The organism is Pseudomonas sp. AIG, from assembly GCF_977020205.1.
The window spans coordinates 23,527-49,939 of the sequence record NZ_CDROCK010000039.1 but is presented as its reverse complement, the minus strand read 5'-3'; the positions used below and the strand labels follow the sequence as shown (position 1 = coordinate 49,939).

Genomic DNA, 26,413 nt, shown 5'->3' with positions numbered 1-26,413 from the left:
ACACAAAATCTGTGTTCACCAGAGATCCCTTGTGGGAGCGAGCTTGCTCGCGAAAGCGTACTTTCAACCAACGAAGATCTTAAGCTGGAATGGCCTTGGCCTTAGGCTCCCGCTCCCAAACCCGATGCTGCCCGATCGCCGCAAAAAACGGTTTGGTCAACGCCGGCACATCCTTGCCTTGCAGCAATCCGTCATCCGCCTCCAGTTTCAGCAGATCCTGCAAATGCCTGGCATCCCCGTGCAACGCAATCGCCTTCAAATGCTTGTAAGCCTCCAGCAGGTAATGCAACGCCACGCCGTCGCCGCTCAACGCCTTGATCGACGCCGCGCCACCCGGGACAAACACCGCATCGAAGATCACCGAAGGCATGCCTTCCATCGAAGCGTCTACCGGCAATGATTTGCCGTCGGCAGTTTTCACCGGTGCCGAAGTCGGACCGAGCAACTTGGCATGCGCACCTTCCGCTGCTAGCGCTTTCTTCATTGCATCAATCGCCGCACCATCGACGCCGTTCGCAGCCAGAATCGCTACTTTTCGCGTCTTGATGTTCTCTGGCAGCAAATTCGCCTGACTCAACGCCGGCGAGTGATCAAACGATACCTTGCGCACATCCACCGTGCCTTTGCTCGGCGCTGGCAAGCCCAGATTGGCCGCCACACGCTTGGCCAGTTCCAGATCGATATTGGCGAGGATTTCGTTCACTTCCCGCGCACGGATGTGCTCGCGCTCAACCTTGCCCAACTCAAAGCTGTAGGCAGCAATGATGTGTTCCTGCTCATGCTTGCTCATGCTCTTGAAGAACAGTCGGGCCTGAGAGAAGTGATCACTGAACGACTCACTGCGCTGGCGGATCTTGTTCGCGTCGATGCGCTCCGGATAGCTCTCGAAACCACCGTCCTGCGCAGCCGGCGGGGTTTCTTTCGGCCAGCCACCATCAATCGAGTTCGGCTCATACGAGGCGCGACCCTTGTCGATCACCGTGCGGTGCTGCGCATCACGCTGGCCGTTATGGAACGGCGCGACCGGGCGGTTGATCGGCAACTCATGAAAGTTCGGCCCACCGAGTCGGCTGATCTGCGTGTCGGTGTAGGAAAACAACCGACCTTGTAGCAACGGATCGTTGGAGAAATCGATGCCTGGCACGATGTGGCCAGGGCAGAACGCGACCTGCTCGGTCTCGGCAAAGAAGTTGTCCGGGTTGCGGTTCAGGGTCATTTTGCCCAGCGGCGTGATCGGCACGATTTCTTCGGGGATCAGCTTGGTCGGGTCGAGGATGTCGAAATCGAAGTCGTGCTCGTTTTCCTCCTCGATGATCTGTACACCCAGCTCCCATTCCGGATAGTCGCCCATCTCGATCGCTTCCCAGAGGTCGCGACGGTGGTAGTCGGTGTCTTTGCCGGCGAGCTTCTGCGCCTCGTCCCAGACCAGCGAGCAAGTGCCGGCAGTGGGGCGCCAGTGGAATTTGACGAAGCGCGATTTGCCCTCGGCATTGATCAGGCGGAAGGTGTGCACGCCGAAGCCCTGCATGCTGCGCAGGCTTTTCGGGATCGCGCGGTCGGACATGGCCCAGATGACCATGTGCGCCGATTCCGGCACCAGCGAAACGAAGTCCCAGAACGTATCGTGCGCCGAACCGCCAGTCGGGATTTCATTGTGCGGCTCGGGTTTCACCGCGTGAACGAAGTCGGGAAACTTGATCGCGTCCTGAATGAAAAACACCGGCATGTTGTTGCCGACCAGGTCGAAGTTGCCTTCATCGGTGAAGAACTTCACCGCGAAACCGCGTACGTCACGCACGGTGTCGCCGGAACCACGCGGCCCCTGCACCGTGGAAAAACGCACAAACACTGGCGTCTTTTTCCCCGGATCCTGTAGGAAACCGGCCTTGGTCAGCGCCGAATGGTTCTCGTAGGCCTGGAAGAAACCATGCGCGCCGGTGCCGCGGGCGTGGACGATGCGTTCCGGAATCCGCTCATGGTCAAAATGCGTGATCTTTTCGCGCATGATGAAGTCTTCAAGCAGCGACGGTCCGCGCGGGCCGGCCTTGAGGGTGTTCTGGTTATCGGCAATCTTCACGCCCTGATTGGTGCGCAGGGCCTGGCCAGTGGCGTCGGAGCGAAATTTTTCCAGGCTGTCGAGCTTGGCATTGGTGTTGGCACGATCCGGGGTATCGGTTCCGGCCATCTGGCTTTTGTCGGACGTAGGCTTCTTGCTCATCAGTCGTAAACTCCTCGGTTGACCCCGTGGTTTGCCGGGGACTCTTGAGTGGTTCCCGGGCACGGCACCCAGGGTTTTCAAGTCGCTTACTTAGTGACTGATGGGCTGCTTTGGACGTTCCTTTTTTATGACCTTTGATCTTGTTATTGCCAAATCGAAGGTTAATTGCGAAATAAATGCTAAGAACCTCTATACGGACAGGCTAAAATGCGCGCCCGGCTAACCGCTGATCCTTTTCTAACGCGCCCCACAAGGTTCGCTACGTGATCGAGTTTCAAAACGTCCACAAGACTTACCGCGTCGCCGGTAAGGACATTCCCGCGCTGCACCCGACCAGTCTCTCCATCGAGAACGGGCAGGTGTTCGGCCTGATCGGCCATTCCGGTGCGGGTAAAAGTACCCTGCTGCGTCTGATCAATCGCCTGGAAGACTCCAGCGGCGGCAAGATCATCGTTGACGGCGAAGAAGTCACCGCACTGGACGCCAACGGCCTGCGCCGTTTCCGTCAGCAAGTCGGGATGATCTTCCAGCACTTCAACCTGCTCGCCTCCAAGACCGTGGCCGACAACGTTGCGTTGCCGCTGACCCTGGCCGGCGAACTGTCGGGCAGCGACATCGACAAGCGTGTGGCCGAGTTGCTGGCGCGGGTTGGCCTGTCCGACCACGCCAAGAAGTACCCGGCGCAATTGTCCGGCGGCCAGAAGCAGCGCGTCGGCATTGCCCGCGCTCTGGCGACCAAGCCGAAGATTCTGCTCTGCGACGAGGCCACCAGCGCCCTCGACCCGCAGACCACCGCGTCGGTTCTGCAACTGCTGGCCGAGATCAACCGTGAACTGAAACTGACCATCGTCCTGATCACCCACGAGATGGACGTGATCCGTCGCGTCTGCGATCAAGTGGCGGTGATGGACGCCGGCGTGATCGTCGAGCAAGGTTCGGTGGCCGATGTGTTCCTGCATCCGCAGCACCCGACCACCAAGCGTTTCGTCCAGGAAAGCGAGCAGATCGACGAAAGCGAGCAGCGTGATGACTTCGCTCACGTGCCGGGCCGCATCGTGCGTCTGACCTTCCAGGGCGAAGCGACCTACGCGCCGCTGCTCGGTACTGTCGCCCGGGAAACCGGCGTCGACTACAGCATCCTCGCCGGTCGCATCGACCGCATCAAAGACATTCCTTACGGGCAATTGACCCTCGCCGTCACCGGTGGCGACATGGAAGCGGCCTTCGCCCGCTTCACCGCCGCTGACGTTCACATGGAGGTATTGCGCTAATGGAAGACCTGATCAGTTTCTTCACCAATATCGACTGGTACGAAATCTGGCTGGCCACTGGCGACACCATGCTGATGCTTGGCGGTTCGCTGCTGTTCACCGTGCTGCTCGGCCTGCCGCTGGGCGTGTTGTTGTTCCTCTGCAGCCCGCGTCAGTTGCTGGAATACCGTGGCCTCTACGCGTTCCTGTCGCTGGCGGTGAACATCCTGCGTTCGCTGCCGTTCATTATTCTGTTGATCGTGATGATCCCGTTCACCGTGCTGATTACCGGCACGTCGTTGGGCGTGGCCGGCGCGATTCCGCCGTTGGTCGTGGGTGCTACACCGTTTTTCGCGCGTCTGGTGGAAACCGCGCTGCGTGAAGTCGATCGCGGCATCATCGAAGCGACTCAGTCGATGGGCGCGACTACCCGGCAGATCATCATGAACGCCCTGCTGCCAGAAGCCCGTCCGGGCATCTTCGCGGCGATTACGGTGACGGCGATTACACTGGTGTCCTACACGGCAATGGCCGGTGTGGTTGGCGCCGGTGGTCTGGGTGACTTGGCGATCCGTTTCGGTTACCAGCGTTTCCAGACTGACGTAATGATCGTCACCGTGGTGTTGCTGCTGATTTTGGTGCAAGTGCTGCAGATGGTCGGTGATCGACTGGTCGTGCATTTCTCGCGCAAATAACCGGTTTTGTAATCAAGAGATGAGCCGGCCATTCGCTGGCAGGCGCCAGACGGGCGCTTTGAAAAGGAGTTAGCTGAATGAAAAAACTGATCGCTGCTTTTGCTGCCGTTGCAGCATTCTCGGCCCACGCCGAAACCCTGACCGTTGCCGCCACCCCGGTGCCGCACGCAGAAATCCTCGAGTTCGTGAAGCCGGCCTTGGCCAAAGAAGGCGTGGAGCTGAAGGTCAAGGTCTTCACCGACTACATTCAGCCGAACGTACAGGTCGCGGAAAAGCGGCTGGACGCCAACTTCTTCCAGCATCAGCCTTATCTCGATGAGTTCAACAAGGCCAAGGGCACCCACCTGGTCGCTGTGGCCGGTGTACACCTGGAGCCACTGGGCGCCTACTCGAGCAAGCTCAAGGATCTGAAGGATCTGCCAAGCGGCGCCAACGTGGTGATCCCGAACGATGCCACCAACGGCGGCCGTGCGCTGTTGCTGCTGGCCAAGGCGGGCGTGATCACGTTGAAGGATCCGACCAACATCCTGTCGACCGTCAAAGACATCGCGACCAACCCGAAAGACCTGAAAATCCGTGAACTGGAAGCCGCGACCATCCCGCGCGTGTTGACCCAGGTTGATCTGGCGCTGATCAACACCAACTACGCGCTGGAAGCCAAGCTCGATCCGTCCAAGGACGCGCTGGTGATTGAAGGTAACGATTCGCCGTACGTGAACATCCTCGTGTCCCGCCCGGACAACAAGGACAGCGACGCGATGCAGAAACTGGCTGCAGCGCTGCACAGCCCGGAAGTGAAGCAATTCATTACCGAGAAGTACAAGGGCGCGGTGTTGCCGGCGTTCTGATTTGGCTGGCTGCAATGAAAAAGGGGACGCCATGTGCGTCCCCTTTTTTGTGTCTGGTGTTTGGCTTTGGACCTGCTGTGACGCTGCCCCTCACCCCAGCCTTCTCCCGAGGGAGAGGGGCCGATCTTCATGCTTTTCGAGCCTGAGTTCGACTCACAATTGCAGGTCGGCGCAACTCGAACAAACACCTCGGTCAGTTCCCTCTCCCTCCGGGAGAGGGTTAGGGTGAGGGGCTTTTCGCTCTTCAGCTTTTATTTGCGGTTAAGCATGACCGGGAGTTGCGCAACCAATTTGGCATTATTCAACGGCGCCCGAATAAACCCACGCTGCGTCCCGTCCGGGCCGATCACCGCGAGATTGCCGCTATGGTCGACGGTGTAATTCGGCTTACTGGTATCCGCCGGAATAAACGGAATACTCACCGCATTCGCCACCTTCTGCAGCTCTTCAATCGAGGTCGGCGTCAGGCCGACAAACTGCGGATCGAAGTAACCCAGGTACTGCTTCAACTGTTTAGGGTTATCGCGGTTCGGATCAACGCTGACCAGCACGATCTGCAACTTGTCCACAGCGTCTTTCGGTAATTCACTCTTGATCTGCCGCAGTTGCGCCAGCGTGGTCGGACAGATGTCCGGGCAGAAGGTATAGCCGAAGAACAACAGACTCCACTTACCTTTCAGCTCATTGATCGCGACCGGTTTGCCGTCCTGATCGGTCATCGTCACGTCCGGCAGATTGCGGCTCTGCGGCAGCAGGATAATGCCGGCGTCGATCAGCGCAGTCGGGTCGCCCTGGCCCTTGCCGCTCAGCACTTTGTTGACGGTAAGTCCCAGGATCAGCGCGATCACGGCGACGAGGATGAAGACGGTTTTCTGGGTTCGAGTCATAGGTTCAACAGTAAGTAGTGGTCTACGAGCAGGGCGATGAACAGCAGAAACAAGTACCAAATAGAGTACTTGAAGGTGTTGATCGCCGCGTGCGGCCGAGTGCCACGGTACAGCACCACGGCCCATAGCAGAAACCTTGCGCCGAGAGCGAGCGCGCAAATCAGGTAGAGCACACCGCTCATGTGGATCACGTACGGCAGCAGGCTCACCGCCAGCAGCGCGAAGGTGTACAGCAGAATGTGCACTTTGGTGTAGTGCTCGCCGTGGGTGACCGGCAGCATCGGGATGTCGGCCTTGGCGTATTCCTCTTTGCGATGAATCGCCAGCGCCCAGAAGTGCGGCGGCGTCCAGGCGAAGATGATCAGCACCAGCAACAACGGTTCGGCGCTGACGTGACCGGTGGCGGCGGTCCAACCCAACAGCGGCGGAGCGGCGCCGGCGAGGCCACCGATGACGATGTTCTGCGGCGTCGCGCGTTTGAGGAAACCGGTGTAGATCACTGCGTAACCGAGCAGCGAGGCCAAGGTCAGCCAAGCGGTCAGCGGATTAGTGAAAGTCAGCAACAAGGCCTGACCGAGCAGCGCCAGTACCAGCGCAAACGTCAGCGCCGCCGCCGGCGAAACCCGGCCCTCGGCCAACGGCCGTTTGTGCGTACGCGCCATCACCGCATCGATGCGCCGATCCACCACATGATTGACCGCCGCCGCGCCACCGGCACACAGCGCAATCCCCAGATTGCCGAACACCAGCACCGTCCACGGCACCCCGGCGCGGGTCGCGAGGAACATGCCGACCAGCGAGGTGATCAGCATCAACACCACGACTTTCGGTTTGGTCAGCTCCAGATAATCACGCCAGATCGCCTGATGCGGGCGTTCGCCAATCAGAATCGCCACGGCGTTTCTCCTTTAATAGTGATGGGCGCGGCAGAGTGTTTGCGCGGGCTCAGGCGCCAGCGTGCGAGCACCGGTTGTTTGACCCGAACCAGACTGGTGCGCGCGTGATAGTTGACCAGCACCATGGTCAGCAACAGCGCCGCACCGCCGGCGTTATGCGCAACCGCCACCGGCAGCGGCAGATGGAACAGCACGTTGCTGATGCCGAGGGTGATTTGTGCGGCGAGGGCAATCAGCACGAGGCCGGCCAGCCGTGTCATGCCGACCACTTTCAGTTGCCACGCCAGACCGAGCAGCACCAACGTCACCAGCAGCGCACCAATGCGATGAGTCAGGTGAATCGCCGTGCGCGCATCACTGTCGAGTTGCCCGCCGAGATAATTCGGGCCGATGTGTTGCGTCAGGTGAAAGCCATTGGCGAAATCTGCCGGTGGCAGCCACTGCCCGTGGCAGGTCGGGAAGTCGATGCAGGCTACCGCCGCGTAGTTGGAACTGACCCAGCCACCGAGGGCGATCTGGCCGATCACCAGCAACAGTCCCGCCGTCGCCCAATACTGCAGACGCTTGGGCACGGTCAGCGCCGGCAGCACGCCGGACAGTCGCAACGTCAGCAAAAACAGCAAACTCAACGTCGCAAAACCGCCGAGCAGATGCCCGGTGACCACTTGCGGCCAGAGCTTGAGCGTCACCGTCCACATGCCGAACGCCGCTTGGGCAAACACCACCGCCAGCAGAAACAGCGGCAGCTTCAACGGTTGCCCCGGATGACGACGGTTAACCCACGCGCGCCCGGCGAGAATCGAAATCAGCAGGCCGAGGGTGCCGGCGAAGTAGCGGTGGATCATCTCGTTCCAGCCCTTGTGCGCCTCCACCGGCGAGTCGGGGTAATGCAGTTCGGCATGGGCCAGTTGCGCTTCGCTTTTCGGCACGCTGATAAAGCCGTAGCAGCCCGGCCAGTCCGGACAACCGAGGCCGGCGTGGGTCAGGCGCGTGTAGGCGCCGAGCAGCACCACAATCAGGGCCAGCAGGGTGGCAAACAGCGCGAGGCGAAATCCAGGTTTGGCCATGACGATGCCCTTATCCGATGTTCGACAGTTTCAGCAGATGACGCAGGTCGTTGAGCAGATCCTTGCCTTTCACATTCGGCTCGTAGCGCAGCACGAGGTTGCCGTGCGGGTCGATGATCCATAGTTGTGGCGTGGCTTTGTCGCCAGTGGTTTTGCTGAACACACCAGCGTCCAGCGGATAGCGTTGCAGCTGTGGATATTCGCGGCTCAGCTTGGCCTCGTAATTGGCGCTCAGCGGTTGCGCAGCGGCGAGGGCATGGCTGGCGCGGCCGGCGTCACGACCGAGGCCGATCTGGATCTGCCGCGCCAGATACACCAGTTGCTGGCAATCCACCGCGCAATCCTTCGGCGCGGTGACCAGCATCTGCCAGCGTTCTTCATCGGCCTGCACGCCGAGGTCGGTGCGGGTCTGGCCGTTGCCGATCAGTTCGCCGTGATAGCTGCGTCCGTCCGGCACCCAGAACTGCAATTTGTACATGCCGGTGGCGAGCACCATCGGGCCGATCACGCCGAGCAAAATCAGCAGCAATTGAATGCGCCCGCGACGACGGGTGGCGGCAGGTTTCGCCTCAGACATGCTGGGTGGATTCATGGCCGTTCCCATGGTGGTTCTCCTTTGCGTTGTGCAAGCCCAAATAGACGTAGAGGCCGAGCAGGGCGGTGGCCATGGCGAACCACTGCACGGCGTAACCGAGGTGTTTTTCCGGGCCCATGGCAACCACCGGCCAATCGGCCTCGTAGCTGGCCGGGCCGGGTTCGGCGCGTAATTCGTAGGCGAAACCGTCGCGGTCGAGGGTTTTCCACAGCTTGGCGGGCTCGACGGCGGTGATGGTTTGCGGCCAGGTGTTGCTGGCAGGGTCGGCGTGCAACTGGAAGGTCGCGCCGGGGGCGACGTAGACCCAGGCATCGATATTCAACGCCGCAGTGGGCGTGGTGAATTGCGGTGGCACGCGGCGATCCGGCCACGGCAACCAGCCGCGATTGACCAGCAGCCATTGGCCGGTGCGTTGATCCTGAAACGGTTGCAGCAGTTCGACGCCGACCTTGCCGTTACGCTGACGGTTATCCAGCAACAGACTGTGCGCCGCATCGAACTGGCCGTGCAGGTGCACGCGGCGATACGCCGGATCGGCGCTGTTCAGCAACTCGCTGCTGGCCATTGGTTCGGCAGCGCGGCGTTCGGCGTAACTGGCGAGCAGGGCGGTTTTCTCAGCGCCCCGGCTCAGTTGCCAGAAACCCAGCGATACCAGCAGCGGCAGCAACAACGCCACCGCCACGGTCGGTATCACGCCCGGACGAAAGCGCTTCATGGCTGGGCCACAAAGTCAGTCGTTGCGATCGCTATACTCAACTGCATCGCCTGTCCCCCGGAGTTCTTCCCATGCTCAAAACAGCCATCGTCCTGATGCTGATTGCCACGGTGATCAGCCTGTTCAGCGGCCTGTTTTTCCTGGTCAAGGACGACAGCAGTTCCAATCGCCTGGTCATCGCCTTGAGTGTTCGGGTGGCATTGGCCGCTGCCACCGTCGGCTTGATCGCCTGGGGCTTTTACAGCGGCCAATTGGTGTCGCATGCGCCTTGGTAGCTCTGGTCCTCAGAGCACGTAAACGAAGATAAACAGGCCGATCCAGACCACGTCGACGAAGTGCCAATACCAGCTTGCCGCTTCGAAGCCGAACTGATGCTCGTTGTCGAAGTGGCCCTTCATGATGCGCATCAGCATCACAAACAGAATGATCGTGCCGATGGTCACGTGGGCGCCGTGGAAACCGGTGAGCATGAAGAACGTCGCGCCATAAATGCCCGAACCGAGGGTCAGGCCCAGTTCGTGATAGGCGTGCATGTATTCCTCAGCCTGGAAACCGAGAAACGCGCAGCCGAGCAGCACGGTGATCGCCAGCCAGATTTTCAGAGCGCCGCGATGGCCCTTTTTCAAGGCATGGTGGGCGATGGTGATGGTCACGCTGGAGCTGACCAGCAGAATCGTGTTGATCAGCGGCAGGCCCCACGGGCTGATGACTTCCTTCGGTGGCGGGAACAGTTTCGGATCCGGCGTGTGCAGCAGCGGCCAGGTGAACTGGAAGTTCGGCCAGAGCATGTGCGCGATGCCCTTGGTGCCTTCACCGCCGAGTGCCGGTCCGGAGACGTGGCGCACATAAAACAGCGCGCCGAAGAAGGCGACGAAGAACATCACTTCGGAGAAGATGAACCAACTCATGCCCCAGCGGAACGAGCGATCCAGCTGCGGGCTGTAGAGTCCCGCGCGGCTTTCCTTGATCACCGTGCCGAACCAGCCGAACAGCATGTACGCCAGCAACAGGCCACCGACGAAAAAGATGTACGGGCCGTGGGATTCCGGGCGCGCCGCCTTCAGATCGTTGAACCAGGTGGCGAGGCCGTACACGGTGATGGCCATGCCGAAGGTGGCGATGATCGGCCATTTGCTCTGGGCCGGAACGTAATAATGCTCATGAGTTGCCATTTATTGTTCTCCTTATCGGGCACGCTCAACCGCCAGTGTTTACAGCCACCGGCGGATGTCGGGCGGTGATATCGAACAGCGTGTAGGACAGCGTCAGGTGCTTCACATCCTTGGGCATGTCGCGGTCAACAATGAAGCGCACTGGCATCTCGATCTGCTGACCGGGCTGCAGCACCTGCTGGGTAAAGCAAAAGCATTCGGTCTTGTGGAAATACGCCGCGGCGTTGCTCGGCGCGATGCTCGGCACGGCTTGCGCACTCATCGGTTTGTCGGTGGGATTGCGCGCGATGAAAATCATCTCGTTGACCGCGCCGGGGTTGGCGGTGAGTTCGTCATGTTTGGGGTAGAAGTCCCACGGCATGTCGACGTTGTTGGTCGACAGAAACTGCACACGCACCTGGCGCGAGGTGTCGACCACTTGCTCACCCTCGTACTGCCCGGCGGTCTTGCCGTTGATGCCGAAGGCTTTGCACATCACGTCGTAGATCGGCACCAAGGCAAAACCGAACACAAACATCGCCACCACCACGCCGAGGAGGCGGGTGACGAGTTTTTTCATCGAGATCGAGTCAGCCATGATTCATGCCTCCCCACCAAACCCTGTAGGAGTGAGCCTGCTCGCGATGGATCCACCGCGGTGTGCCTGACACACCGCCATCGCGAGCAGGCTCACTCCTACAAAAGTCAGGCTTTTCATTTCACTTCCGGCGGTGTGGTGAAGGTGTGATACGGCGCCGGTGACGGCACGCTCCACTCCAGGCCTTCTGCGCCATCCCACGGTTTGGCCGGTGCTGGCGGGCCGCCGCGAATGGTCTTGATCACGATGAACAAGAAGAAAATCTGCGTCGCGCCAAACATGAACGCGCCAATCGAGGAGACCATGTTGAAGTCGGCGAACTGCAGGTTGTAGTCCGGAATCCGTCGCGGCATCCCCGCCAGTCCGACGAAGTGCATCGGGAAGAAGGTCAGGTTCATGCCGACAAACGACAGCCAGAAATGCAGCTTGCCGAGGGTTTCGTCGTACATGTGCCCGGTCCATTTCGGCAGCCAGTAGTAGGTTGAGGCGAAGATCCCGAAGATCGCTCCCGGCACCAGCACGTAGTGGAAGTGCGCGACGACAAAGTAGGTGTCCTGGTACTGGAAGTCCGCCGGGGCGATGGCCAGCATCAGTCCGGAAAAGCCGCCGATGGAGAACAGGATCACGAACGCCACGGCAAACAGCATCGGTGTCTCGAAGGTCAGCGAGCCTTGCCACATGGTGCTGGCCCAGTTGAACACCTTCACCCCGGTCGGCACCGCGATCAGCAGCGTGGCGTACATGAAGAACAACTCGCCCACTAGCGGAATGCCGACCACGAACATGTGGTGCGCCCAGACAATGAACGACAGGAACGCGATGCTCGCCGTCGCGTAGACCATCGAGGTGTAGCCGAACAGCGGCTTGCGCGAGAAGGTCGGGATGATCGAGCTGACGGCGCCGAAGGCCGGCAGGATCATGATGTACACCTCGGGATGGCCGAAGAACCAGAACACATGCTGGAACAACACCGGGTCACCGCCACCGGCGGCACTGAAGAAACTGGTGCCGAAGTGGATGTCCATCAGCATCATCGTCACGCAGCCGGCCAGTACCGGCATCACCGCGATCAGCAGGAACGCGGTGATCAACCAGGTCCAGACGAACAGCGGCATTTTCATCAGCGTCATGCCGGGGGCGCGCAGGTTGAGGATGGTCGCGATCACGTTGATCGCGCCCATGATCGAACTGATCCCCATCAAGTGGATGGCGAAAATGAAGAAAGTCACGCTTTCCGGTGCGTAGGTCGTCGACAGCGGCGCATAGAACGTCCAGCCGAAGTTCGGCCCGCCACCGGGGGTGAACAGGGTCGACACGAGGATCAGGAACGCCGCCGGCAACAGCCAGAAACTGAAGTTGTTCATCCGCGGCAGGGCCATGTCCGGCGCGCCGATCATCAACGGGATCATCCAGTTGGCGAGGCCGACGAAGGCCGGCATCACCGCACCGAAGACCATCACCAAACCATGCATGGTGGTCATCTGGTTGAAGAACGCCGGCTCGACGATCTGCAATCCGGGCTGGAACAGTTCGGCGCGAATCACCATCGCGAACGTACCGCCGAGCAGGAACATGCAGAACGCAAACCACAGGTACAGCGTGCCGATGTCCTTGTGGTTGGTGGTCAGCACCCAGCGCATCAGGCCTTTGGCGGGGCCGTGGGCGTGGTCGGCATGACCGTGGTCATCGATTACAGCGCTCATGGCCGGTCTCCTTTACATGAACAGGCGAGGTGGTTCGGGGCGCCGAGCCGCGAACCGTGGTGGGTAGATGCGATAGGCCGGCTCATTTGTCCCCCGCCTGTTTCATCTCCAGCACTTCTTTTGGCGTGACCATGTCGCCCTTGTTGTTGCCCCAGGCGTTACGTTCGTAGGTCACGACCGCTGCGATATCGACTTCCGACAGCTGCTTGCCGAACGCGGCCATGGCGGTGCCCGGTTTGCCGTAAACCACGCGATGCAGGTGATCGGCCTTGCTGCCTTTCATGATCAGTTCCGAGCCCTTGAGCGCCGGGAACATCGGCGGCAGGCCCTGACCTTCGGCCTGGTGACAGGCAACGCAGGTGGTGTGATAGATCTTGTCGCCGCGTTCCTTGAGTTCGTCGAGGGTCCAGTCCTTGCTGGTCAGCTCTTTGAGCTGCGCGGCCTCGGCTTTGCGCTCGGCGAGCCACTTGTCGTAGTCGGCCTTCTCCTTGACCTCGACGACGATCGGCATGAACCCATGGTCCTTGCCGCACAGTTCGGCGCACTGGCCACGGTAGATGCCGGGCTTGTCGATGCGCGTCCACGCCTCGTTGACGAACCCCGGAATCGCATCGCGTTTCACCGCGAAGGCCGGCACCCACCAGGAGTGAATAACGTCGGCCGAGGTCACGAGGAAGCGCACTTTGGCGCCGGTCGGCAGCACCAACGGCTTGTCGACCTCGAGCAAGTAGTGCTCGCCCTTGGTTTCCTTGTTGTGGATCTGTTCGGCGGGGGTGGCCAGGTTGCTGAAGAATTCGACGTCCTGGCCCAGGTATTTGTAGTGCCACTTCCACTGATAACCGGTGATCTGGATATCGATATCCGGCTCACTGGTGTCGTACATCTTGATCAGGGTGGCGGTCGCCGGCACGGCCATCGCCACCAGAATCAGGAACGGTACGACGGTCCAGAGAATTTCGACGGTGGTGCTTTCGTGGAATTTTGCGGCGACCTGCCCGGTAGAACGGCGGTGCACCATCATCGACCAGAACATGGCGCCGAAGACGATGATCCCGATCACCACACAGATCCAGAAAATGGTCATGTGCAGGTCGAATACTGCGTGACTGATTTCAGTCGCTCCAGGCGCCATATTCACAGTCCATGCGGCGTGCGCCGGACTGAAAATCGACCACAACAGGAGGCCCATCCAGACGTGTGGATGTCGCATCATTGCGGGTTCCCCTTATCGTTCTTGTTATCCCGCCGGCTTTCGCCTGCGGCAAGGGAGCGGCTGCATCAGACTACGAACTTGAATCGCCGGGCCTTGCTGCGGGTGCAGTCGGGCGTCATCAGCTAACTCCATTCACTGGCGAGTATAGACAGCGACGGGAAATTGCAATGTGTGGACGTAAATGATCTGAAACAGCGGGTACTTGCATTCGAGGGCACGAATGGAGAAGGATGCAGACGAGTGGTGGCAAATCGATATAACGCAGGTGCATCAAGGATGAAATAATTATGACAAATGCGTCTTAGCATTTTTCGTAAGCCAGCTAAGTTATGTCTTCCCTATTTCATTGCCTTGTTTCCTGGAGTTTTCATGAACACCGCCGCATTGCGCGAGCAGATCCAAAAAGCCCGACAAACCGAAAACGAAACCGGACGGCTGACCCGTCAGCTGGAAGAACAACTGCCTCACCTGCACCCGTCGATCCAATTGCCGGAGACGGACGCCAAGGCTGTATTGACGCGCTTTGTCGAAGCTTACATCGATGAAGTACCTGACCTGCTGGACGCAGCCAATGAAGTCGCCAGGGAAGCGGGAATCGAGTCACAGATCAAACCGGTGTTGAAAATTGCCGAGCAGTATTTCCTCCAGCCTCCGGTTGGCCTGGAACATCTGCTGGACGAAGCCTATCTGGCGCACCGCTTTGTCGAAGAGGTCAACGACCTGTACATCAAGCATTTCGGCCAGCCACTGATCCCCTTGGACATGACGGTCGCCAATCTGATTGCCCACCAGTTACTCGGTGAGAAATTTGCCAACGAACTGGATGAAGTCGTGCACCACGCGGTGGACAGCATGCTCGACGATGACAGCTTTGCACTGGAATCGGTGGAAGCCTACCGCGAAAAACTCAGCAGCCCGGATACCGGCGCCGCGTGGAAACGCTGGCCGTGCATGGGCCGTCGACTGGGTGTGGGACTGGAGCTGGATCAGCCTGCTGCCTGAGTTACACACAATCCAATGTAGGAGTGAGCCTGCTCGCGATGGCGATAGATCAATCAACCTTTGTTGACTGACCCACCGCCATCGCGAGCAGGCTCACTCCTACAGGGGTTGAGTTCAACCAGCAAATTTAGCCGGCCGCACCGATCCCGGTGGTGGTTCGAATCCGTCCCTCAAGCCTGCGCTTCAGCCCCCGCGACTCAATTAACAGCTTCGAGCCCTTCGCCGCATTTGCCCGGCCCCATTCTTCCAGCAACTCCAGACACGAATGGTCGATGTAGCTCAGATTGTTGAGCGGCACATGCACCGTGGTGCCCTCTGGAATACTGCCGAGTACCTGGGTCAGCGCCGGTACCTTGAGGAATGTCGCTGCGCCGACCAGACGCAACTCCATCTCACCGTCCTGCGGCAGATCGATCAGGCTGATCTTCAACCGCGACGCCTTGAAGGCAAGTTTCAACATCGTCAGACCGAAACCGATCAACACGCCCGTCAGCAGGTCAGTGAAGATGATTGCCAGCGCCGTCGCCGCGTAGGTGAACATCGGCATCCGCCCATAGCGACCCAAGCCTCGAAACGCTTTGAGATCGACCAGTTTGAACCCGGTGTACACCAGCACGCCCGCCAGACTCGCCACCGGAATGCTTTGCAGCACACTCGACAGCAACAGCACGAACGCCAGCAGCCACAGGCCATGGAAGATCGTCGAATACCGCGTGGTCGCGCCGGCCTGGACGTTGGCCGAACTGCGCACGATCACCCCGGTCATCGGCAGTGCCCCGAGCAGACCGCAGAGCATGTTGCCGACACCTTGCGCCGACAGTTCCCGGTCGAAGTCCGAACGTACGCCGCTGTGCATGCGATCCACTGCTGCGGCGGACAGCAGGGTTTCCGCGCTGGCGATAAACGCCACGGCGAACGCGGCGATCAATAGCGTCGGGTCGGCCAGGCTGAGCAGGTCCGCCGGTTTCAGCCAATCGATGGCTTCCGCCAGATTCGCCGGTACTTCAACGCGTTTCACCTGCAACGCCAGCAGCAGACTTGCGCCTGTTGCCAGACCGACACCGAGCAATGCACCCGGAACGAAGCGCAACGAATGTGGGCGGAATTTTTCCCACAGCCACATCACCGCAATCGTCGACAGCCCGAGCAGCCCGGCCTGCCAGCCAAACGACGGCAAGGCCTGGGCTACTGCCGCCGGAAACGCCGTGAGGTTATCCAGGCCAGAGGGCTTCGGCGACGCATCAAGCATTACATGCACCTGCGACAGCACGATCAACACGCCAATCCCCGCCAGCATCCCGTACACCACCGCTGGCGCCGTGACCCGAAACCAGCAACCCAGCTTCAAGCGCCCGGCCACCAGTTGCAGAAAACCGGCGAGCAGCAGAATCGGCCCGAGCATCTCGATACCGTGCTGACGCACCAGTTCAAACCCCAACCCCGCCAGACCCGCCGCCGGCCCGCTGACCTGTAACGGCGATCCCGCCAGCCAGCCGACCACCAGACCACCGATGATCCCGGTGATCAAACCCTTGGCCGGCGGCAATCCCGAGGCGATCGCAATACCCATGCACAGTGGCAGGGCGACCAGAAACACAACCACTGAAGCGAGCAGCTCCCGTGGCAACACCGCTTTCAATTGAGCCGCACGCATGGCGATTCTCCCGAAGTTTTCTTCAGGCATGGCGAGGCCGGGTCGCTGAATCAGCGACCGGCGTCAAACCACACAGATGTTTAGGAGGATTTAGAAGCGCGCTTTGGGCGTCGCCACCGGAATTGGATGGCTGCCGTCGAGCGGCAGGAAACGTCCCTGATCCGCGTCGTAAGCTTTGATTTCGCTGGTTTCGATGTCGTAGACCCAGCCATGGATGAACAGATGACCGTTCGCCATGCGCGAGGCTACCGAAGGATGGGTACGCAAGTGCTGCAGTTGGGCAATGACGTTTTCCTCGGTGAGGATCGGCATGCTTTCTTTTTCGTCGGCGCAGTTACAGTTTTCATGCACCATGGTTTTCGCGACTTCAGCGTGGCGCAGCCAGGCTTTGACCGTGGGCATTTTTTCCAGGCTGTCCGGATTGAGCACCGCACGCATGGCGCCGCAATCGGAGTGGCCGCAGATGATGATGTGCTGCACGCCGAGCGCCAGTACCGCGTATTCGATTGCGGTGGAAACGCCGCCGTTCATCTGCCCGTAAGGCGGTACGACGTTGCCGACGTTACGGGTCACGAACAGATCGCCGGGCGAGCTGTGGGTAATCAGCTCGGGGACGATGCGCGAGTCAGCGCAGGTGATGAACATCGCCTTGGGCGCCTGGGCCGTGGCGAGTTTCTTGAAGAGTTCTTCCTGCTGTGGGAAGACCTCATGATGAAAATGCAAAAAGCCGTCTACGATCTGTCGCAGCGCTGCATCGGCGGATTCCGCTTCAGGGGTTTGCGCCGACGCAGCCAACGGCTGTTTATCCTTGTCACTCATGATTCATCCTCTTTGGCGGATTAGGGGAGTCATTCCCATGTATTCCGGTATGAAGCCAGTGGCTGTTTAAACATCCGGGTCATCCCGACCCGTCAGTCACTCGATGAACAAGGTAGCCGCCGAAACTTAACTCAAACTGAATCAAACGCTCTAGAACGTGTGTTCCAGGTCACAAAAAACGTGACTGAGTGATTTCGGCGGAAGGATTCCAACCCCTCAACCATAGGCCAATTGTCGCTAAATCAAAGACATCTGGCGACCCGGCGGACAGAAGGCGGTGCAATCGAGGTTATAGCCCTCGCGATGATTCAAGCCAAGACGCTTGATGGCTTTGGCAAATCGTTGCGCGAGCAGGTCGGCGAACACCCCTTCGCCGCGCATGCGCGCGCCGAAACGGCTGTCGTAGAGCTCGCCGCCTCGGCTCTGGCGGATCAGGCTCAGCACATGCGCGGCGCGTTGCGGATAGTGCGCGGCGAGCCATTCTTCAAATAGCGGCGCCACTTCCAGCGGCAGGCGCAACATCATGTAGGCCGCGCTTTGTGCACCGGCGGCGTGGGCTTCGTTGAGCAGGTTTTCGATTTCACTGTCATTGATCATTGGAATCATCGGTGAACACAGCACACCAACGGGAATGCCTGCTTCGCGCATCACCCGGATCGCGCGCAATCGTGCCTTGGGTGCAGCGGCGCGCGGTTCGAGGATGCGTTTGAGTTCGTCATCGAGCGTGGTCAGGCTGATCATCACGGCTACTAACCGTTGCTGCGCCAGTTCGGTGAGCAGATCGAGGTCGCGCAGGATCAGCGAACCTTTGGTGACGATGGTCACCGGGTGCTTATAGCGCAGCAGCACTTCGAGGGTCTGGCGGGTGATTTTGTGTTCACGCTCGATTGGCTGGTACGGATCGGTATTGGAACCGAGATTGATCGGCGCGCATTGATAGCCGCGTTTGCTCAACTGTTCTTCCAGCACCTGCGCAGCATTGGTCTTGGCGATCAGCTTCGTTTCGAAATCCAGCCCGGGCGACATGTCCCAATAGGCGTGGCTGGGCCGTGCATAGCAATAGATGCAGCCGTGTTCGCAGCCACGGTAGGGATTGATCGAGCGATCGAAGGGCAGATCTGGCGACGTGTTGCGGGTGATGATGGTTTTTGCGGTTTCGATCATCACCTCGGTGCCTTGCGTCAGTGGCACTTCCTGATACCAGCCGTCATCCTCCGCCACCGAACGGTTCGGCGCGAAGCGGTTGTGCGGGTTGCTGGCGGTGCCGCGACCGCGGGGCGGGAGAGCGTTGATCATTGGGCGGGCTCCTGATCTGTATATGCATACAGTACATGAGCGTGCTCGGTGTGATCCAGTACCGTTCAGCGATGGGGCTTTGAATTCTAGAGTTTATATAGAGGTGCAAAGGATAAATACAACCCGAGATACATATGCTCGATTGTCGCGACAAGTTATCGAATATAGTCTTGGCCACTTCCATCGGCACTTGTCCGATAATTAGATTAAAAGGATTTAATTCATGTCTTTTCTCAATCAGCGTGGCGTCTTTATGCAACTGATGCTGCCCAATGCATCGGAGCCCAATACCATTGTTTCGATGCAACTTGCGCGCAAGGAGCTGGGCTGGAACGCCGAGCAGGAACTGCCGACCGAGACTCTGGTTGACTCGATCTACGTGGTGGCGGTGTCCAGCGACCGTGGCAAGACCTTCACTATTCGCACCAACAAGAAAGATGTCGACGGTGATGGCGATATTGATAACGATGACAAGGCGAAGTTGATTGCGCTGGCCAAGGCTTATGTAAGTATTGTTAATCCTTGAGATCGAAGTTTGTTGCGATATACGTATATTAAAAACCCTGCATGAACGGTTCATGCAGGGTTTCTGCTTTTAATGATGCTCTGTTACTTGGCCAAGATCATCAGTGGATGTTGTTTTCATATCGTCACTGCGTAAGCCGGCAACCTCTTTGGCACTGACCGGCGCGCCTTTGTTGCCCCAACTGCCACGGATGAAGCTCACCACATCCGCCACTTCCTGATCCGACAGTCGCCAGGCAAAACCCGGCATGGTGAAGGTCGACGGCGCCGTGTGCGTGGCTGGCAACGTACCGCCCTTGAGCACGATGTGAATGAGCGAAGTCGGGTCTTCCGATTGCAGCACCGGATTGCCCGCCAGCGCCGGGAACACCCGAGTGTAGCCGTGGCCGTCAGTGCGGTGGCACGCCGCGCAGTTGTCGATGTACACCGACGCACCACGCTGGCTGTCGTCGCCGTTCCACAAGGCTTTGGCCGCTTTCTCATCGTATTGGTGCGGTTGATCGTTTGGATCATTGGCCGGCAGTGATTTGAGATAGCGGGCAATCGCGGTCAGATCGGCGTCGGTCATGTATTGCATGCTGTGGGTGACCACATCGCTCATGCCGCCGAACACCGCGCTGCGGTCGCTGCGCCCGGTCTTTAGGAATTGCACCAGTTGCTCTTCGCTCCAGCCGCCGAGGCCATCCTTGTGATCGCCGCGCAGGCTCTTGGCGATCCAGCCTTCCAGCGGCGCACTGCCGGCGAGGAAGTTGCTGCCATCGGCCGCGCTCAGGGATTTTTCCTGCATGGTCAGGGCGCGTGGCGTATGGCAGGCGCCGCAATGGCCGAGGCCTTCGACCAGATACGCGCCACGATCGATCACCGGGTCGGTACTCGTCGCCTTGTAGTCCTCGACCTTCGGCGCAAACATCCAGCGCCAGCCCATCAGCGGCCAGCGCATGCTCAACGGCCAGGGAATGTCGCTCGCCTTGTTTTCCTGTGCCACCGGTTCTACGCCGTGCATGAAGTAGGCGTACAGCGCCTGCATGTCGGTTTCGCTGACACGCGCATAGGACGGATACGGCATCGCCGGGTACAACGTACTACCGTTTTTGGCGACGCCATGGCGCACGGCCTGATCGAAGTCCTCGAAACTGTACTCACCGACGCCGGTTTTATCCGGGGTGATGTTGGTCGAGTAGATCGTGCCGATCGGCGTTTCCATTGGCAGACCACCAGCGAACGGCTTGCCGCCCTTGGCGGTGTGGCAAGCCACGCAGTCACCGGCGCGGGCGAGGTATTCGCCCTGTTTGATCAACGCTTGATCAACGTCAGCCGCATGAATCGAGGCACTGCCGAGCAGCGCCAAAGTCGCGATAACGAAATTCTTCATGGTCATCGCTCCTTAAGCCTGAACCAGCGGGCCGGGGTTTTTCAGGTACTGCTCGCGGATCGCTTTCGCCGACCAGTAGGTCAGTGCAGCCACCAGCCCGGTCGGGTTGTAGCCCAGGCCTTGCGGGAATGCCGAGGCACCCGGAACGAAAACGTTGTGCACGTCCCAGCTCTGCAAGTAGCGGTTCAGCGCGCTCTTCTTTGGATCGGTGCCCATGATCGCGCCACCGTTAAGGTGAGTGGTCTGGTACGACGCCGTATTGAAGTGGTCACCGACTTTCTTGCCGATCACCGCGATGGCTTTCGGGCCCATCGCCTCGGCAACCTTGCCCATTTTCTCGACCATGAAGCGGTTCATCTTGATGTCGTTTTCCTGCCAGTCGAAGGTCATCCGCAGCAGCGGCAAGCCGTAGGCATCGCGGTACACCGGATCGAGATCGAGGTAGTTGCCACGGTAGGACTGATGCGCGCCGTGGGCGTCCATCGACACCTGGTGGGTGTAGTAATCGGCGGTCGCGCGTTTCCAGTCACTGCCCCAGGCCGGGGTGCCCGGCGGGTTCGAAGTGCCGGCAATCGGTCGGCTGCCAGCCTGGTTGACCCACATCGGCGAGCCGCCGACGAAGCCGTGCGGGCCGTGGTCGAAGTTGTCGGCGTTGAAGTCGTCCAGCGCCACTCCGTTGCCGCCGGCGCCGATGAAGTTGTTGGTGTGGGTGTCCTTGTCGAAGAACGCCTTGATGGTCGCCATGTTCTGGTAGGCAAAGTTACGCCCGACCACGCCTTCGCCAGTGATCGGGTCGTACGGCTTGCCGATCCCCGAGAGCAGCATCAGACGCACGTTGTGCAACTGGAACGCGCCGAGGATCACCAGATCCGCCGGTTGCTCGATCTCGCGACCCTGAGCGTCGATGTAGGTCACGCCGGTGGCTTTGGATTTCGTGCTGTCGAGGTTGACCCGCAGCACGTGCGAATTAGGCCGCAGCTCGAAATTCGGCAGCGGCTTGAGCGCCGGCAGAATGTTCACGTTCGGCGAAGCCTTGGAGTACATGTAGCAGACATAACCGCTGCAGAAACCGCAGAAGTTGCACGGGCCCATTTGTGCGCCGTAAGGGTTGGTGTACGGCCCGGAGGTGTTTGCCGAAGGCAAGTTGTAAGGCTTGTAACCGACCTCTGCAGCCGCTTTGCCGAACAGTTGTGCGGACACCGTATTCTTCTGTGCTTCCAGCGGGAACGGGTTGGAACGATCCGGCGCGTACGGGTTGCCGCCCTTGCCCTGACCGACCAGTTGGCCTTTCACCGTCCAGGCCTGGCCGGAGGTGCCGAAGACTTTTTCGGCGAAATCGAAGAATGGCTCCAGCTCTTCATAACTGACGCCGAAGTCCTGGATGGTCATGTCCTTGGGGATAAAGCTTTTGCCGTAGCGCTCTTCGTAGTGGCTGCGCATGCGCAACTCGATCGGGTCGACGCGAAAGTGCACGCCCGACCAGTGCAGGCCGGCGCCGCCGACGCCGTTGCCCGGCAGGAACGCGCCCAACTGGCGGTTCGGCAGGGCGATGTCGTTGACGCTGTGGCGAATGGTGACGGTTTCTTTGGAGATGTCCTGAAAGAGTTTTTTACGCACGCTGTAGGTGAGTTCGTCGATCACCTGTGGATAGTTGCCGTCGGGGTAGGTGTCCTGCATCGGCCCGCGCTCCAGCGCCAGCACGTTGAGACCCGCTTCGGTCAGCTCCTTGGCCATGATCGCGCCGGTCCAGCCGAAACCGACGATGACTGCGTCAACCTTCTTCATTACCGTTGCCATGCTTACGCCCTCTCGCCGCGAATCGAAACTGCCGGGAAGGGGTATTGCTCGTTGCGTTCCACCCAATCCATGAAATCGGCGCGGGCGCCGGGGAAGCCGATCATGGTCCAGCCGACCATGCCTTTGTTGCCGCCGTGGATCGGGTCGCAGAAGAACCCTTCCTTGGTGTTTTGCAGCAGCAGGTTGAAGAAAATCTTCGCCGGAACCGCGTCAAACTGAGGTTTGCCGGCTTCGAGTTGCTTGAGCAAATCGTCTCGGGTAGCGCTGTCTTGCTCGGCAAATACCTTACCGTTGAGGGATTTTGCCCACTGATCCGTGGCGGCGATGCCGAGGCGATAGATCTCTTTGGGCACCAGTTTGCTCTGCCAGCCCATTTCCGGCGCGGCGTCGGCGTTGAACGGGCCTTGCATGTACCACAGCGCACCGGCGGCGTACGGCGTGTTCATCTGCCGGTCGATGTATTCCGGCACACCGGCTTCGAGCGCGCCCGGGCCTTGGGCATCGTTGGGGATCAACTGCGCGACGGCAGCGTTGATGAACGCCCATTCTTCGGCAGTGAAATAGCTCGGCTGATAAACGCCGGCATCAGCACGAGCCGGTTGCGGCACGGGTGCAGCCGGCGTGGCTTCAGGCGCTGCTTGCAGGACGCTGCTGCCCAGACCGGTACCAGCCAGGGTGACCACCGGGATCAGGGTCAGGGATTTGCGCAAAAAATCACGCCGCGGGTTGTCTCGACTTTCATCAGACATGGGGTGCACCTCATCAGGCATCAGGGGTAGCCGTTTCTGCGAACGGCTTGAGGATTTATCGTCGAGACGGATTCGGTCTGACCCGGAAAAGGGAGACGCGTCTGCAACATCGTGTGACAAATGGTAGCAGGCTAAGCTTCGGGATGAACCGATTCAGCGGAAAAAAGAGCGGTTTTTATTAGCGGCGCTCAATGAAACAGCGCTGATTCACGATTCTTTGACAAACGGCTCACGGGGCTTTGACTGCTCAACATCGAAGCTGCGGTTCCTCTCATCGATGAATCCCGACACGGTTACCCGAGCATGTCCCGAGTGCGTTTTTTTCCTGCTTTGTGTTTATCGCTTGTAGCGCTGTTGCACTGGATGCCGGCCCAGGCTGCAGCGGCAACGACTGTCCGCCCGAGTGATTGGGCACAACCGGTCGAAGTGCAATACAACCTGTTCCAGATGTCGCCGACGCTCTATCGCAGCGCGTTGCCGGATGGCGGCGCCGTGCCGTTGCTGAAAAATCTCAAAGTCACCACGGTGATCAACTTCCTGCCGGAAGCCGACAGCAACTGGTTGTCGGAGCCGGGCATCAATCAGGTGCAACTGCCGTATCGCACCAATCACGTTGACGACGCCGATGTGCTCAAGACTTTGCGGGCTATTCAGTCTGCCGAAGCCAATGGCCCGGTGTTGATGCATTGCAAGCATGGCTCCGACCGCACGGGTCTGATGGCGGCGATGTACCGTGTGGTGGTTCAGGGCTGGAGCAAAGAGGATGCATTGAGCGAGATGACCCAGGGCGGATTCGGCGAGAGCGGGCACTTCCGCGACAGCGTGCGCTATGTGATGCAGGCCGATGTCGACAAGCTGCGCACGGCGCTGGCCAATGGCGATTGCAGCACCAGCGCGTTCGCCACTTGCTCGATGAAGAGCTGGTTTCAGTCCGTCAACCTGAAGTAATCCGCGACCTTCCACGACATTGCATCGTGGAAGGTTTTCAAGCCGCGGCTCAGTCTTCGGATTTCTTCTTCAGCTTCGGATTCGGAAAGAACTGCACCGCCTGCACGGTCTTGTCCGGCGCAGGTTTGTTCAGCGCGCTGGTGTTGACCCGCGTGCCCAATTCTTTCGGCACCGACAGCCCTTGCTCGTTGAGCGTGTCGGAGTAACCACAGGCCACGCATTCACGGTGCGGCACGCTGTCTTCATTCCACATCATCAACTTGTCCGGCTCGCTGCACGCTGGGCAGACCGCCCCGGCGATAAAACGTTTTTTGGTAATCACAGGCCCGTCACTCATGCTGCCGCGTCCTCACTCAGGCCGCTGTGGCGCAACAGTGCGTCAATCGACGGCTCACGGCCACGGAAGTCGACGAACAGCACCATCGGTGCCTGCGAACCGCCGCGCGCCAGAATCGCTTCGCGGAAAGCGCGACCGGTTTCTGCGTTGAGCACGCCGTCTTCTTCGAACTTCGAGAAGGCATCGGCCGACAGCACTTCCGCCCACTTGTAGCTGTAGTAACCCGCCGCGTAACCGCCGGCGAAGATGTGCGCGAAGCTGTTCGGGAAGCGGTTATAGGCCGGTGGACGCATGACAGACACTTCGTCACGCACGCCTTCCAGCACCTGCGCAACGCTGCGACCATCACCGTGGGTGGCGTGCAGTTCGAAGTCGAACAGCGAGAACTCCAGCTGACGGACCATCATCAGGCCGGACTGGAAGTTTTTCGCCGCGAGCATTTTTTCCAGCAGATCCTGCGGCAGCGGCTCGCCGCTTTCGTAATGGCCGGAAATCAACGCCAGACCTTCCGGCTCCCAGCACCAGTTTTCCATGAACTGACTTGGCAACTCGACCGCATCCCACGCCACGCCGTTGATGCCGGAAACACCGGCGTGATCAACGCGGGTCAGCAGGTGATGCAGGCCATGACCGAATTCGTGGAACAGCGTGGTCACTTCATCGTGGGTCAACAGTGCAGGTTTGCCGCTGTCGGCCGGGGTGAAGTTGCACACCAGATTGGCCACCGGGCTTTGCAGCACGCCGTCGACGGTGCGGCGACGGTCACGGGCGCCGTCCATCCAGGCACCGCCACGCTTGTTGGCGCGGGCATAGAGATCGAAGAAGAAGCGACCGACGTGCTGGCCGTTTTCCTTGATTTCGAACAGGCGCACGTCCGGGTGCCAGGTGTCGAAGCCTTTCTGTTCGGCGATCTCGATGCCGTACAGACGCTGGACGATGGCGAACAGGCCGCCCAGCACTTTGTCGATCGGGAAGTAGGCGCGCAGGGTTTCCTGAGCAACGCTGTAGCGCTGTTCACGGAGCTTTTCACCGTAGAAACCGCTGTCCCAGCTTTGCAGATCGGCGCAGCCCTGTTCGGCGGCGTAGGCGCGCAGCTGTTGCAGATCCTGCGCGGCAAACGGTTTGCTGCGCTTGGCCAGATCGCGCAGGAAACTCAGCACCTGATCGCTGGACTCGGCCATTTTGGTGGCCAGGCTCAGCTCGGAGAAACTGGCGAAGCCCAACAGTTTGGCCAGTTCCTGACGCAGGTCGAGGATCTCTTCCATCACCGGGCCGTTGTCGTTCTGACCGGCGTTCGGACCTTGATCCGAGGCGCGGGTGCAGTAGGCGGCGTAGACTTCTTCACGCAGCGCACGGTCTTGCGCGTAGGTCATCACCGCGTAGTAGCTCGGGAATTCCAGGGTGATCAGCCAGCCATCGAGGCCTTTGGCCTGTGCGGCGGCGGCCATTTGCGCCTTGGCCGAGTCGGTCAGGCCGGCGAGGGCGGCTTCGTCGGTGACGTGCTTGGTCCACGCCTGCGTGGCGTCGAGCAGTTGGTTGGAGAAGCGGCTGCCCAGCTCGGACAGTTTGCTTTGCACTTCGGCGTAGCGTTTCTGTTCGGCTTCCGGCAGGTCGATACCCGACAGACGGAAGTCACGCAGGGCGTGTTCGAGAATAGTCTTTTGCGCCACGTCGAAATTGGCGGCTTCAGGGCTGTTGGCCAGTGCTTCATAAGCCTGGAACAGTTCGCGGTTCTGGCCCATCTCGGTGGAGTAGGCGCTCAGGGCTGGCAGGCATGACTCGTAGGCTTCGCGCAGTTCGGCGCTGTTGCACACGGCGTTGAGGTGGCTGACCGGGCTCCAGGCAGCGCCGAGGCGGTCATTGAGTTCGTCCATCGCCAGTACCAGACCGGCCCAAGTCGGGTTCTGAACCTGAGTCTTGAGGATGTCGGCAATGGCGGCGCGGTTGTCGGCCAGGATCGTTTCGATGGCGGGCAGGACGTGTTCGGCACGGATCGTGGAGAACGGCGGCAGGTCGTAGGACTGCAGAAGAGGGTTGTTCACGCTCACGGTTGGCACCTTGGCTGGGGAAACATTGCC

25 protein-coding genes are annotated in these 26,413 nt (G+C 59.8%); 7 read left to right on the top strand and 18 right to left on the bottom strand.

Annotated features, from left to right (window positions below):
* Positions 1-79 precede the first annotated feature (79 nt).
* Positions 80-2,221, bottom strand: coding sequence for a catalase HPII (gene katE / locus ACWR1S_RS21110; protein ID WP_454564846.1), 2,142 nt, complete (start codon positions 2,219-2,221; stop codon positions 80-82).
* 260 nt (positions 2,222-2,481) lie between these two features.
* On the opposite strand from katE, the gene ACWR1S_RS21105 reads away from it, so the two are divergent.
* The 3 genes from ACWR1S_RS21105 (at position 2,482) to ACWR1S_RS21095 (ending at position 5,011) form a co-directional block, all read left to right on the top strand.
* The gene (locus tag ACWR1S_RS21105) at positions 2,482-3,489 is read left to right on the top strand and encodes a methionine ABC transporter ATP-binding protein (protein ID WP_454564837.1); all 1,008 of its coding nucleotides are present in this window, start codon (positions 2,482-2,484) and stop codon (positions 3,487-3,489) included.
* Positions 3,489-4,163, top strand: coding sequence for a methionine ABC transporter permease (locus tag ACWR1S_RS21100; RefSeq protein ID WP_454564836.1), 675 nt, complete (start codon positions 3,489-3,491; stop codon positions 4,161-4,163). Before ACWR1S_RS21105 ends, ACWR1S_RS21100 begins: the two co-directional genes overlap by 1 nt.
* Positions 4,164-4,240: 77 nt before the next feature.
* Positions 4,241-5,011: a MetQ/NlpA family ABC transporter substrate-binding protein gene (locus ACWR1S_RS21095; RefSeq protein WP_454564835.1), complete on the top strand. Its 771-nt coding sequence runs from the start codon at positions 4,241-4,243 to the stop codon at positions 5,009-5,011.
* A gap of 251 nt (positions 5,012-5,262) precedes the next feature.
* Here the strand turns inward: ACWR1S_RS21095 and ACWR1S_RS21090 are convergent, their stop codons facing one another.
* The 5 genes from ACWR1S_RS21090 to ACWR1S_RS21070 are packed head-to-tail and all read right to left on the bottom strand — an operon-like array spanning position 5,263 to position 9,171.
* Positions 5,263-5,898: an SCO family protein gene (locus ACWR1S_RS21090; RefSeq protein ID WP_007911741.1), complete on the bottom strand. Its 636-nt coding sequence runs from the start codon at positions 5,896-5,898 to the stop codon at positions 5,263-5,265.
* Positions 5,895-6,794, bottom strand: coding sequence for a heme o synthase (cyoE, locus tag ACWR1S_RS21085; protein ID WP_454564834.1), 900 nt, complete (start codon positions 6,792-6,794; stop codon positions 5,895-5,897). The genes ACWR1S_RS21090 and cyoE overlap by 4 nt, the downstream gene beginning before the upstream one ends.
* Complete coding sequence (locus ACWR1S_RS21080; RefSeq protein ID WP_159813365.1) at positions 6,782-7,861, bottom strand: COX15/CtaA family protein; 1,080 nt, start codon at positions 7,859-7,861, stop codon at positions 6,782-6,784. The genes cyoE and ACWR1S_RS21080 overlap by 13 nt, the downstream gene beginning before the upstream one ends.
* Before the next feature lie 10 nt (positions 7,862-7,871).
* Positions 7,872-8,465 (bottom strand): hypothetical protein, encoded by a 594-nt coding sequence (locus ACWR1S_RS21075; protein ID WP_454564833.1) that lies wholly within the window; start codon positions 8,463-8,465, stop codon positions 7,872-7,874.
* Positions 8,431-9,171 carry an SURF1 family protein gene (locus ACWR1S_RS21070; RefSeq protein ID WP_454564832.1) on the bottom strand — a complete coding sequence of 247 codons (741 nt, stop codon included), beginning with the start codon at positions 9,169-9,171 and terminating at the stop codon, positions 8,431-8,433. The genes ACWR1S_RS21075 and ACWR1S_RS21070 overlap by 35 nt, the downstream gene beginning before the upstream one ends.
* Before the next feature lie 71 nt (positions 9,172-9,242).
* Between ACWR1S_RS21070 and ACWR1S_RS21065 the strand changes: the two genes are divergently transcribed.
* Entirely contained in the window at positions 9,243-9,446 is a 204-nt protein-coding gene (locus tag ACWR1S_RS21065; protein ID WP_007911731.1) for a twin transmembrane helix small protein, read from the top strand.
* 9 nt (positions 9,447-9,455) lie between these two features.
* Here the strand turns inward: ACWR1S_RS21065 and ACWR1S_RS21060 are convergent, their stop codons facing one another.
* From ACWR1S_RS21060 to coxB, 4 genes are all read right to left on the bottom strand, one after another.
* Positions 9,456-10,343: a cytochrome c oxidase subunit 3 gene (locus ACWR1S_RS21060; protein ID WP_454564831.1), complete on the bottom strand. Its 888-nt coding sequence runs from the start codon at positions 10,341-10,343 to the stop codon at positions 9,456-9,458.
* 25 nt (positions 10,344-10,368) lie between these two features.
* Positions 10,369-10,920 carry a cytochrome c oxidase assembly protein gene (locus tag ACWR1S_RS21055; RefSeq protein WP_016986464.1) on the bottom strand — a complete coding sequence of 184 codons (552 nt, stop codon included), beginning with the start codon at positions 10,918-10,920 and terminating at the stop codon, positions 10,369-10,371.
* A 116-nt stretch (positions 10,921-11,036) separates the two neighbouring features.
* A complete protein-coding gene (ctaD, locus tag ACWR1S_RS21050) occupies positions 11,037-12,623 on the bottom strand; it encodes a cytochrome c oxidase subunit I (protein ID WP_016986466.1) in 1,587 nt (528 codons plus the stop codon).
* An 82-nt stretch (positions 12,624-12,705) separates the two neighbouring features.
* On the bottom strand, positions 12,706-13,836 hold the full coding sequence (gene coxB, locus ACWR1S_RS21045; protein WP_454564830.1) for a cytochrome c oxidase subunit II: 1,131 nt from the start codon (positions 13,834-13,836) through the stop codon (positions 12,706-12,708).
* Between the two features lie 369 nt (positions 13,837-14,205).
* Between coxB and ACWR1S_RS21040 the strand changes: the two genes are divergently transcribed.
* Positions 14,206-14,838 carry a hypothetical protein gene (locus tag ACWR1S_RS21040; RefSeq protein ID WP_454564829.1) on the top strand — a complete coding sequence of 211 codons (633 nt, stop codon included), beginning with the start codon at positions 14,206-14,208 and terminating at the stop codon, positions 14,836-14,838.
* Between the two features lie 127 nt (positions 14,839-14,965).
* Here the strand turns inward: ACWR1S_RS21040 and ACWR1S_RS21035 are convergent, their stop codons facing one another.
* The 3 genes from ACWR1S_RS21035 to ACWR1S_RS21025 all read right to left on the bottom strand — a co-directional run bounded on the left by ACWR1S_RS21035 (position 14,966) and on the right by ACWR1S_RS21025 (position 18,607).
* Positions 14,966-16,492: a SulP family inorganic anion transporter gene (locus ACWR1S_RS21035; protein ID WP_454564828.1), complete on the bottom strand. Its 1,527-nt coding sequence runs from the start codon at positions 16,490-16,492 to the stop codon at positions 14,966-14,968.
* Positions 16,493-16,582: 90 nt separating this feature from the next.
* Positions 16,583-17,311: a carbonic anhydrase gene (locus ACWR1S_RS21030; RefSeq protein WP_007911720.1), complete on the bottom strand. Its 729-nt coding sequence runs from the start codon at positions 17,309-17,311 to the stop codon at positions 16,583-16,585.
* A 237-nt stretch (positions 17,312-17,548) separates the two neighbouring features.
* Positions 17,549-18,607, bottom strand: a complete 1,059-nt coding sequence (locus ACWR1S_RS21025; RefSeq protein ID WP_454564827.1) for a PA0069 family radical SAM protein — start codon at positions 18,605-18,607, stop codon at positions 17,549-17,551.
* A 223-nt stretch (positions 18,608-18,830) separates the two neighbouring features.
* On the opposite strand from ACWR1S_RS21025, the gene ACWR1S_RS21020 reads away from it, so the two are divergent.
* The gene (locus ACWR1S_RS21020) at positions 18,831-19,133 is read left to right on the top strand and encodes a hypothetical protein (RefSeq protein WP_322845432.1); all 303 of its coding nucleotides are present in this window, start codon (positions 18,831-18,833) and stop codon (positions 19,131-19,133) included.
* A gap of 69 nt (positions 19,134-19,202) precedes the next feature.
* Here ACWR1S_RS21020 and ACWR1S_RS21015 read toward each other — a convergent pair whose 3' ends face one another.
* The 3 genes from ACWR1S_RS21015 to ACWR1S_RS21005 are packed head-to-tail and all read right to left on the bottom strand — an operon-like array spanning position 19,203 to position 23,050.
* Positions 19,203-20,504, bottom strand: coding sequence for a c-type cytochrome (locus tag ACWR1S_RS21015; protein WP_454564826.1), 1,302 nt, complete (start codon positions 20,502-20,504; stop codon positions 19,203-19,205).
* Positions 20,505-20,516: 12 nt separating this feature from the next.
* Positions 20,517-22,301 (bottom strand): GMC family oxidoreductase, encoded by a 1,785-nt coding sequence (locus ACWR1S_RS21010; protein ID WP_454564825.1) that lies wholly within the window; start codon positions 22,299-22,301, stop codon positions 20,517-20,519.
* Positions 22,302-22,303: 2 nt separating this feature from the next.
* On the bottom strand, positions 22,304-23,050 hold the full coding sequence (locus ACWR1S_RS21005; RefSeq protein WP_454564824.1) for a gluconate 2-dehydrogenase subunit 3 family protein: 747 nt from the start codon (positions 23,048-23,050) through the stop codon (positions 22,304-22,306).
* Between the two features lie 303 nt (positions 23,051-23,353).
* Between ACWR1S_RS21005 and ACWR1S_RS21000 the strand changes: the two genes are divergently transcribed.
* On the top strand, positions 23,354-23,998 hold the full coding sequence (locus tag ACWR1S_RS21000) for a dual specificity protein phosphatase family protein (RefSeq protein ID WP_454564823.1): 645 nt from the start codon (positions 23,354-23,356) through the stop codon (positions 23,996-23,998).
* Positions 23,999-24,047: 49 nt separating this feature from the next.
* On the opposite strand, the gene ACWR1S_RS20995 is transcribed toward ACWR1S_RS21000, so the two are convergent.
* On the bottom strand, positions 24,048-24,335 hold the full coding sequence (locus tag ACWR1S_RS20995; RefSeq protein ID WP_454564822.1) for a YheV family putative zinc ribbon protein: 288 nt from the start codon (positions 24,333-24,335) through the stop codon (positions 24,048-24,050).
* Positions 24,332-26,383 carry an oligopeptidase A gene (gene prlC, locus ACWR1S_RS20990; protein ID WP_454564821.1) on the bottom strand — a complete coding sequence of 684 codons (2,052 nt, stop codon included), beginning with the start codon at positions 26,381-26,383 and terminating at the stop codon, positions 24,332-24,334. Before prlC ends, ACWR1S_RS20995 begins: the two co-directional genes overlap by 4 nt.
* Between the last annotated feature and the right edge of the window lie 30 nt (positions 26,384-26,413).

Coding starts and splice junctions, on each gene's coding strand:
- ACWR1S_RS21100 (WP_454564836.1), top strand. CDS start 3,489: ATGGAAGACCTGATCAGTTTCTTCACCAATATCGACTGGTACGAAATC.
- ACWR1S_RS21095 (WP_454564835.1), top strand. CDS start 4,241: ATGAAAAAACTGATCGCTGCTTTTGCTGCCGTTGCAGCATTCTCGGCC.
- ACWR1S_RS21090 (WP_007911741.1), bottom strand. CDS start 5,898: ATGACTCGAACCCAGAAAACCGTCTTCATCCTCGTCGCCGTGATCGCG.
- ACWR1S_RS21080 (WP_159813365.1), bottom strand. CDS start 7,861: ATGGCCAAACCTGGATTTCGCCTCGCGCTGTTTGCCACCCTGCTGGCC.
- ACWR1S_RS21075 (WP_454564833.1), bottom strand. CDS start 8,465: ATGGGAACGGCCATGAATCCACCCAGCATGTCTGAGGCGAAACCTGCC.
- ACWR1S_RS21070 (WP_454564832.1), bottom strand. CDS start 9,171: ATGAAGCGCTTTCGTCCGGGCGTGATACCGACCGTGGCGGTGGCGTTG.
- ACWR1S_RS21065 (WP_007911731.1), top strand. CDS start 9,243: ATGCTCAAAACAGCCATCGTCCTGATGCTGATTGCCACGGTGATCAGC.
- ACWR1S_RS21060 (WP_454564831.1), bottom strand. CDS start 10,343: ATGGCAACTCATGAGCATTATTACGTTCCGGCCCAGAGCAAATGGCCG.
- ACWR1S_RS21055 (WP_016986464.1), bottom strand. CDS start 10,920: ATGGCTGACTCGATCTCGATGAAAAAACTCGTCACCCGCCTCCTCGGC.
- ctaD (WP_016986466.1), bottom strand. CDS start 12,623: ATGAGCGCTGTAATCGATGACCACGGTCATGCCGACCACGCCCACGGC.
- coxB (WP_454564830.1), bottom strand. CDS start 13,836: ATGATGCGACATCCACACGTCTGGATGGGCCTCCTGTTGTGGTCGATT.
- ACWR1S_RS21040 (WP_454564829.1), top strand. CDS start 14,206: ATGAACACCGCCGCATTGCGCGAGCAGATCCAAAAAGCCCGACAAACC.
- ACWR1S_RS21035 (WP_454564828.1), bottom strand. CDS start 16,492: ATGCGTGCGGCTCAATTGAAAGCGGTGTTGCCACGGGAGCTGCTCGCT.
- ACWR1S_RS21030 (WP_007911720.1), bottom strand. CDS start 17,311: ATGAGTGACAAGGATAAACAGCCGTTGGCTGCGTCGGCGCAAACCCCT.
- ACWR1S_RS21025 (WP_454564827.1), bottom strand. CDS start 18,607: ATGATCAACGCTCTCCCGCCCCGCGGTCGCGGCACCGCCAGCAACCCG.
- ACWR1S_RS21020 (WP_322845432.1), top strand. CDS start 18,831: ATGTCTTTTCTCAATCAGCGTGGCGTCTTTATGCAACTGATGCTGCCC.
- ACWR1S_RS21015 (WP_454564826.1), bottom strand. CDS start 20,504: ATGAAGAATTTCGTTATCGCGACTTTGGCGCTGCTCGGCAGTGCCTCG.
- ACWR1S_RS21010 (WP_454564825.1), bottom strand. CDS start 22,301: ATGGCAACGGTAATGAAGAAGGTTGACGCAGTCATCGTCGGTTTCGGC.
- ACWR1S_RS21005 (WP_454564824.1), bottom strand. CDS start 23,050: ATGTCTGATGAAAGTCGAGACAACCCGCGGCGTGATTTTTTGCGCAAA.
- ACWR1S_RS21000 (WP_454564823.1), top strand. CDS start 23,354: ATGTCCCGAGTGCGTTTTTTTCCTGCTTTGTGTTTATCGCTTGTAGCG.
- ACWR1S_RS20995 (WP_454564822.1), bottom strand. CDS start 24,335: ATGAGTGACGGGCCTGTGATTACCAAAAAACGTTTTATCGCCGGGGCG.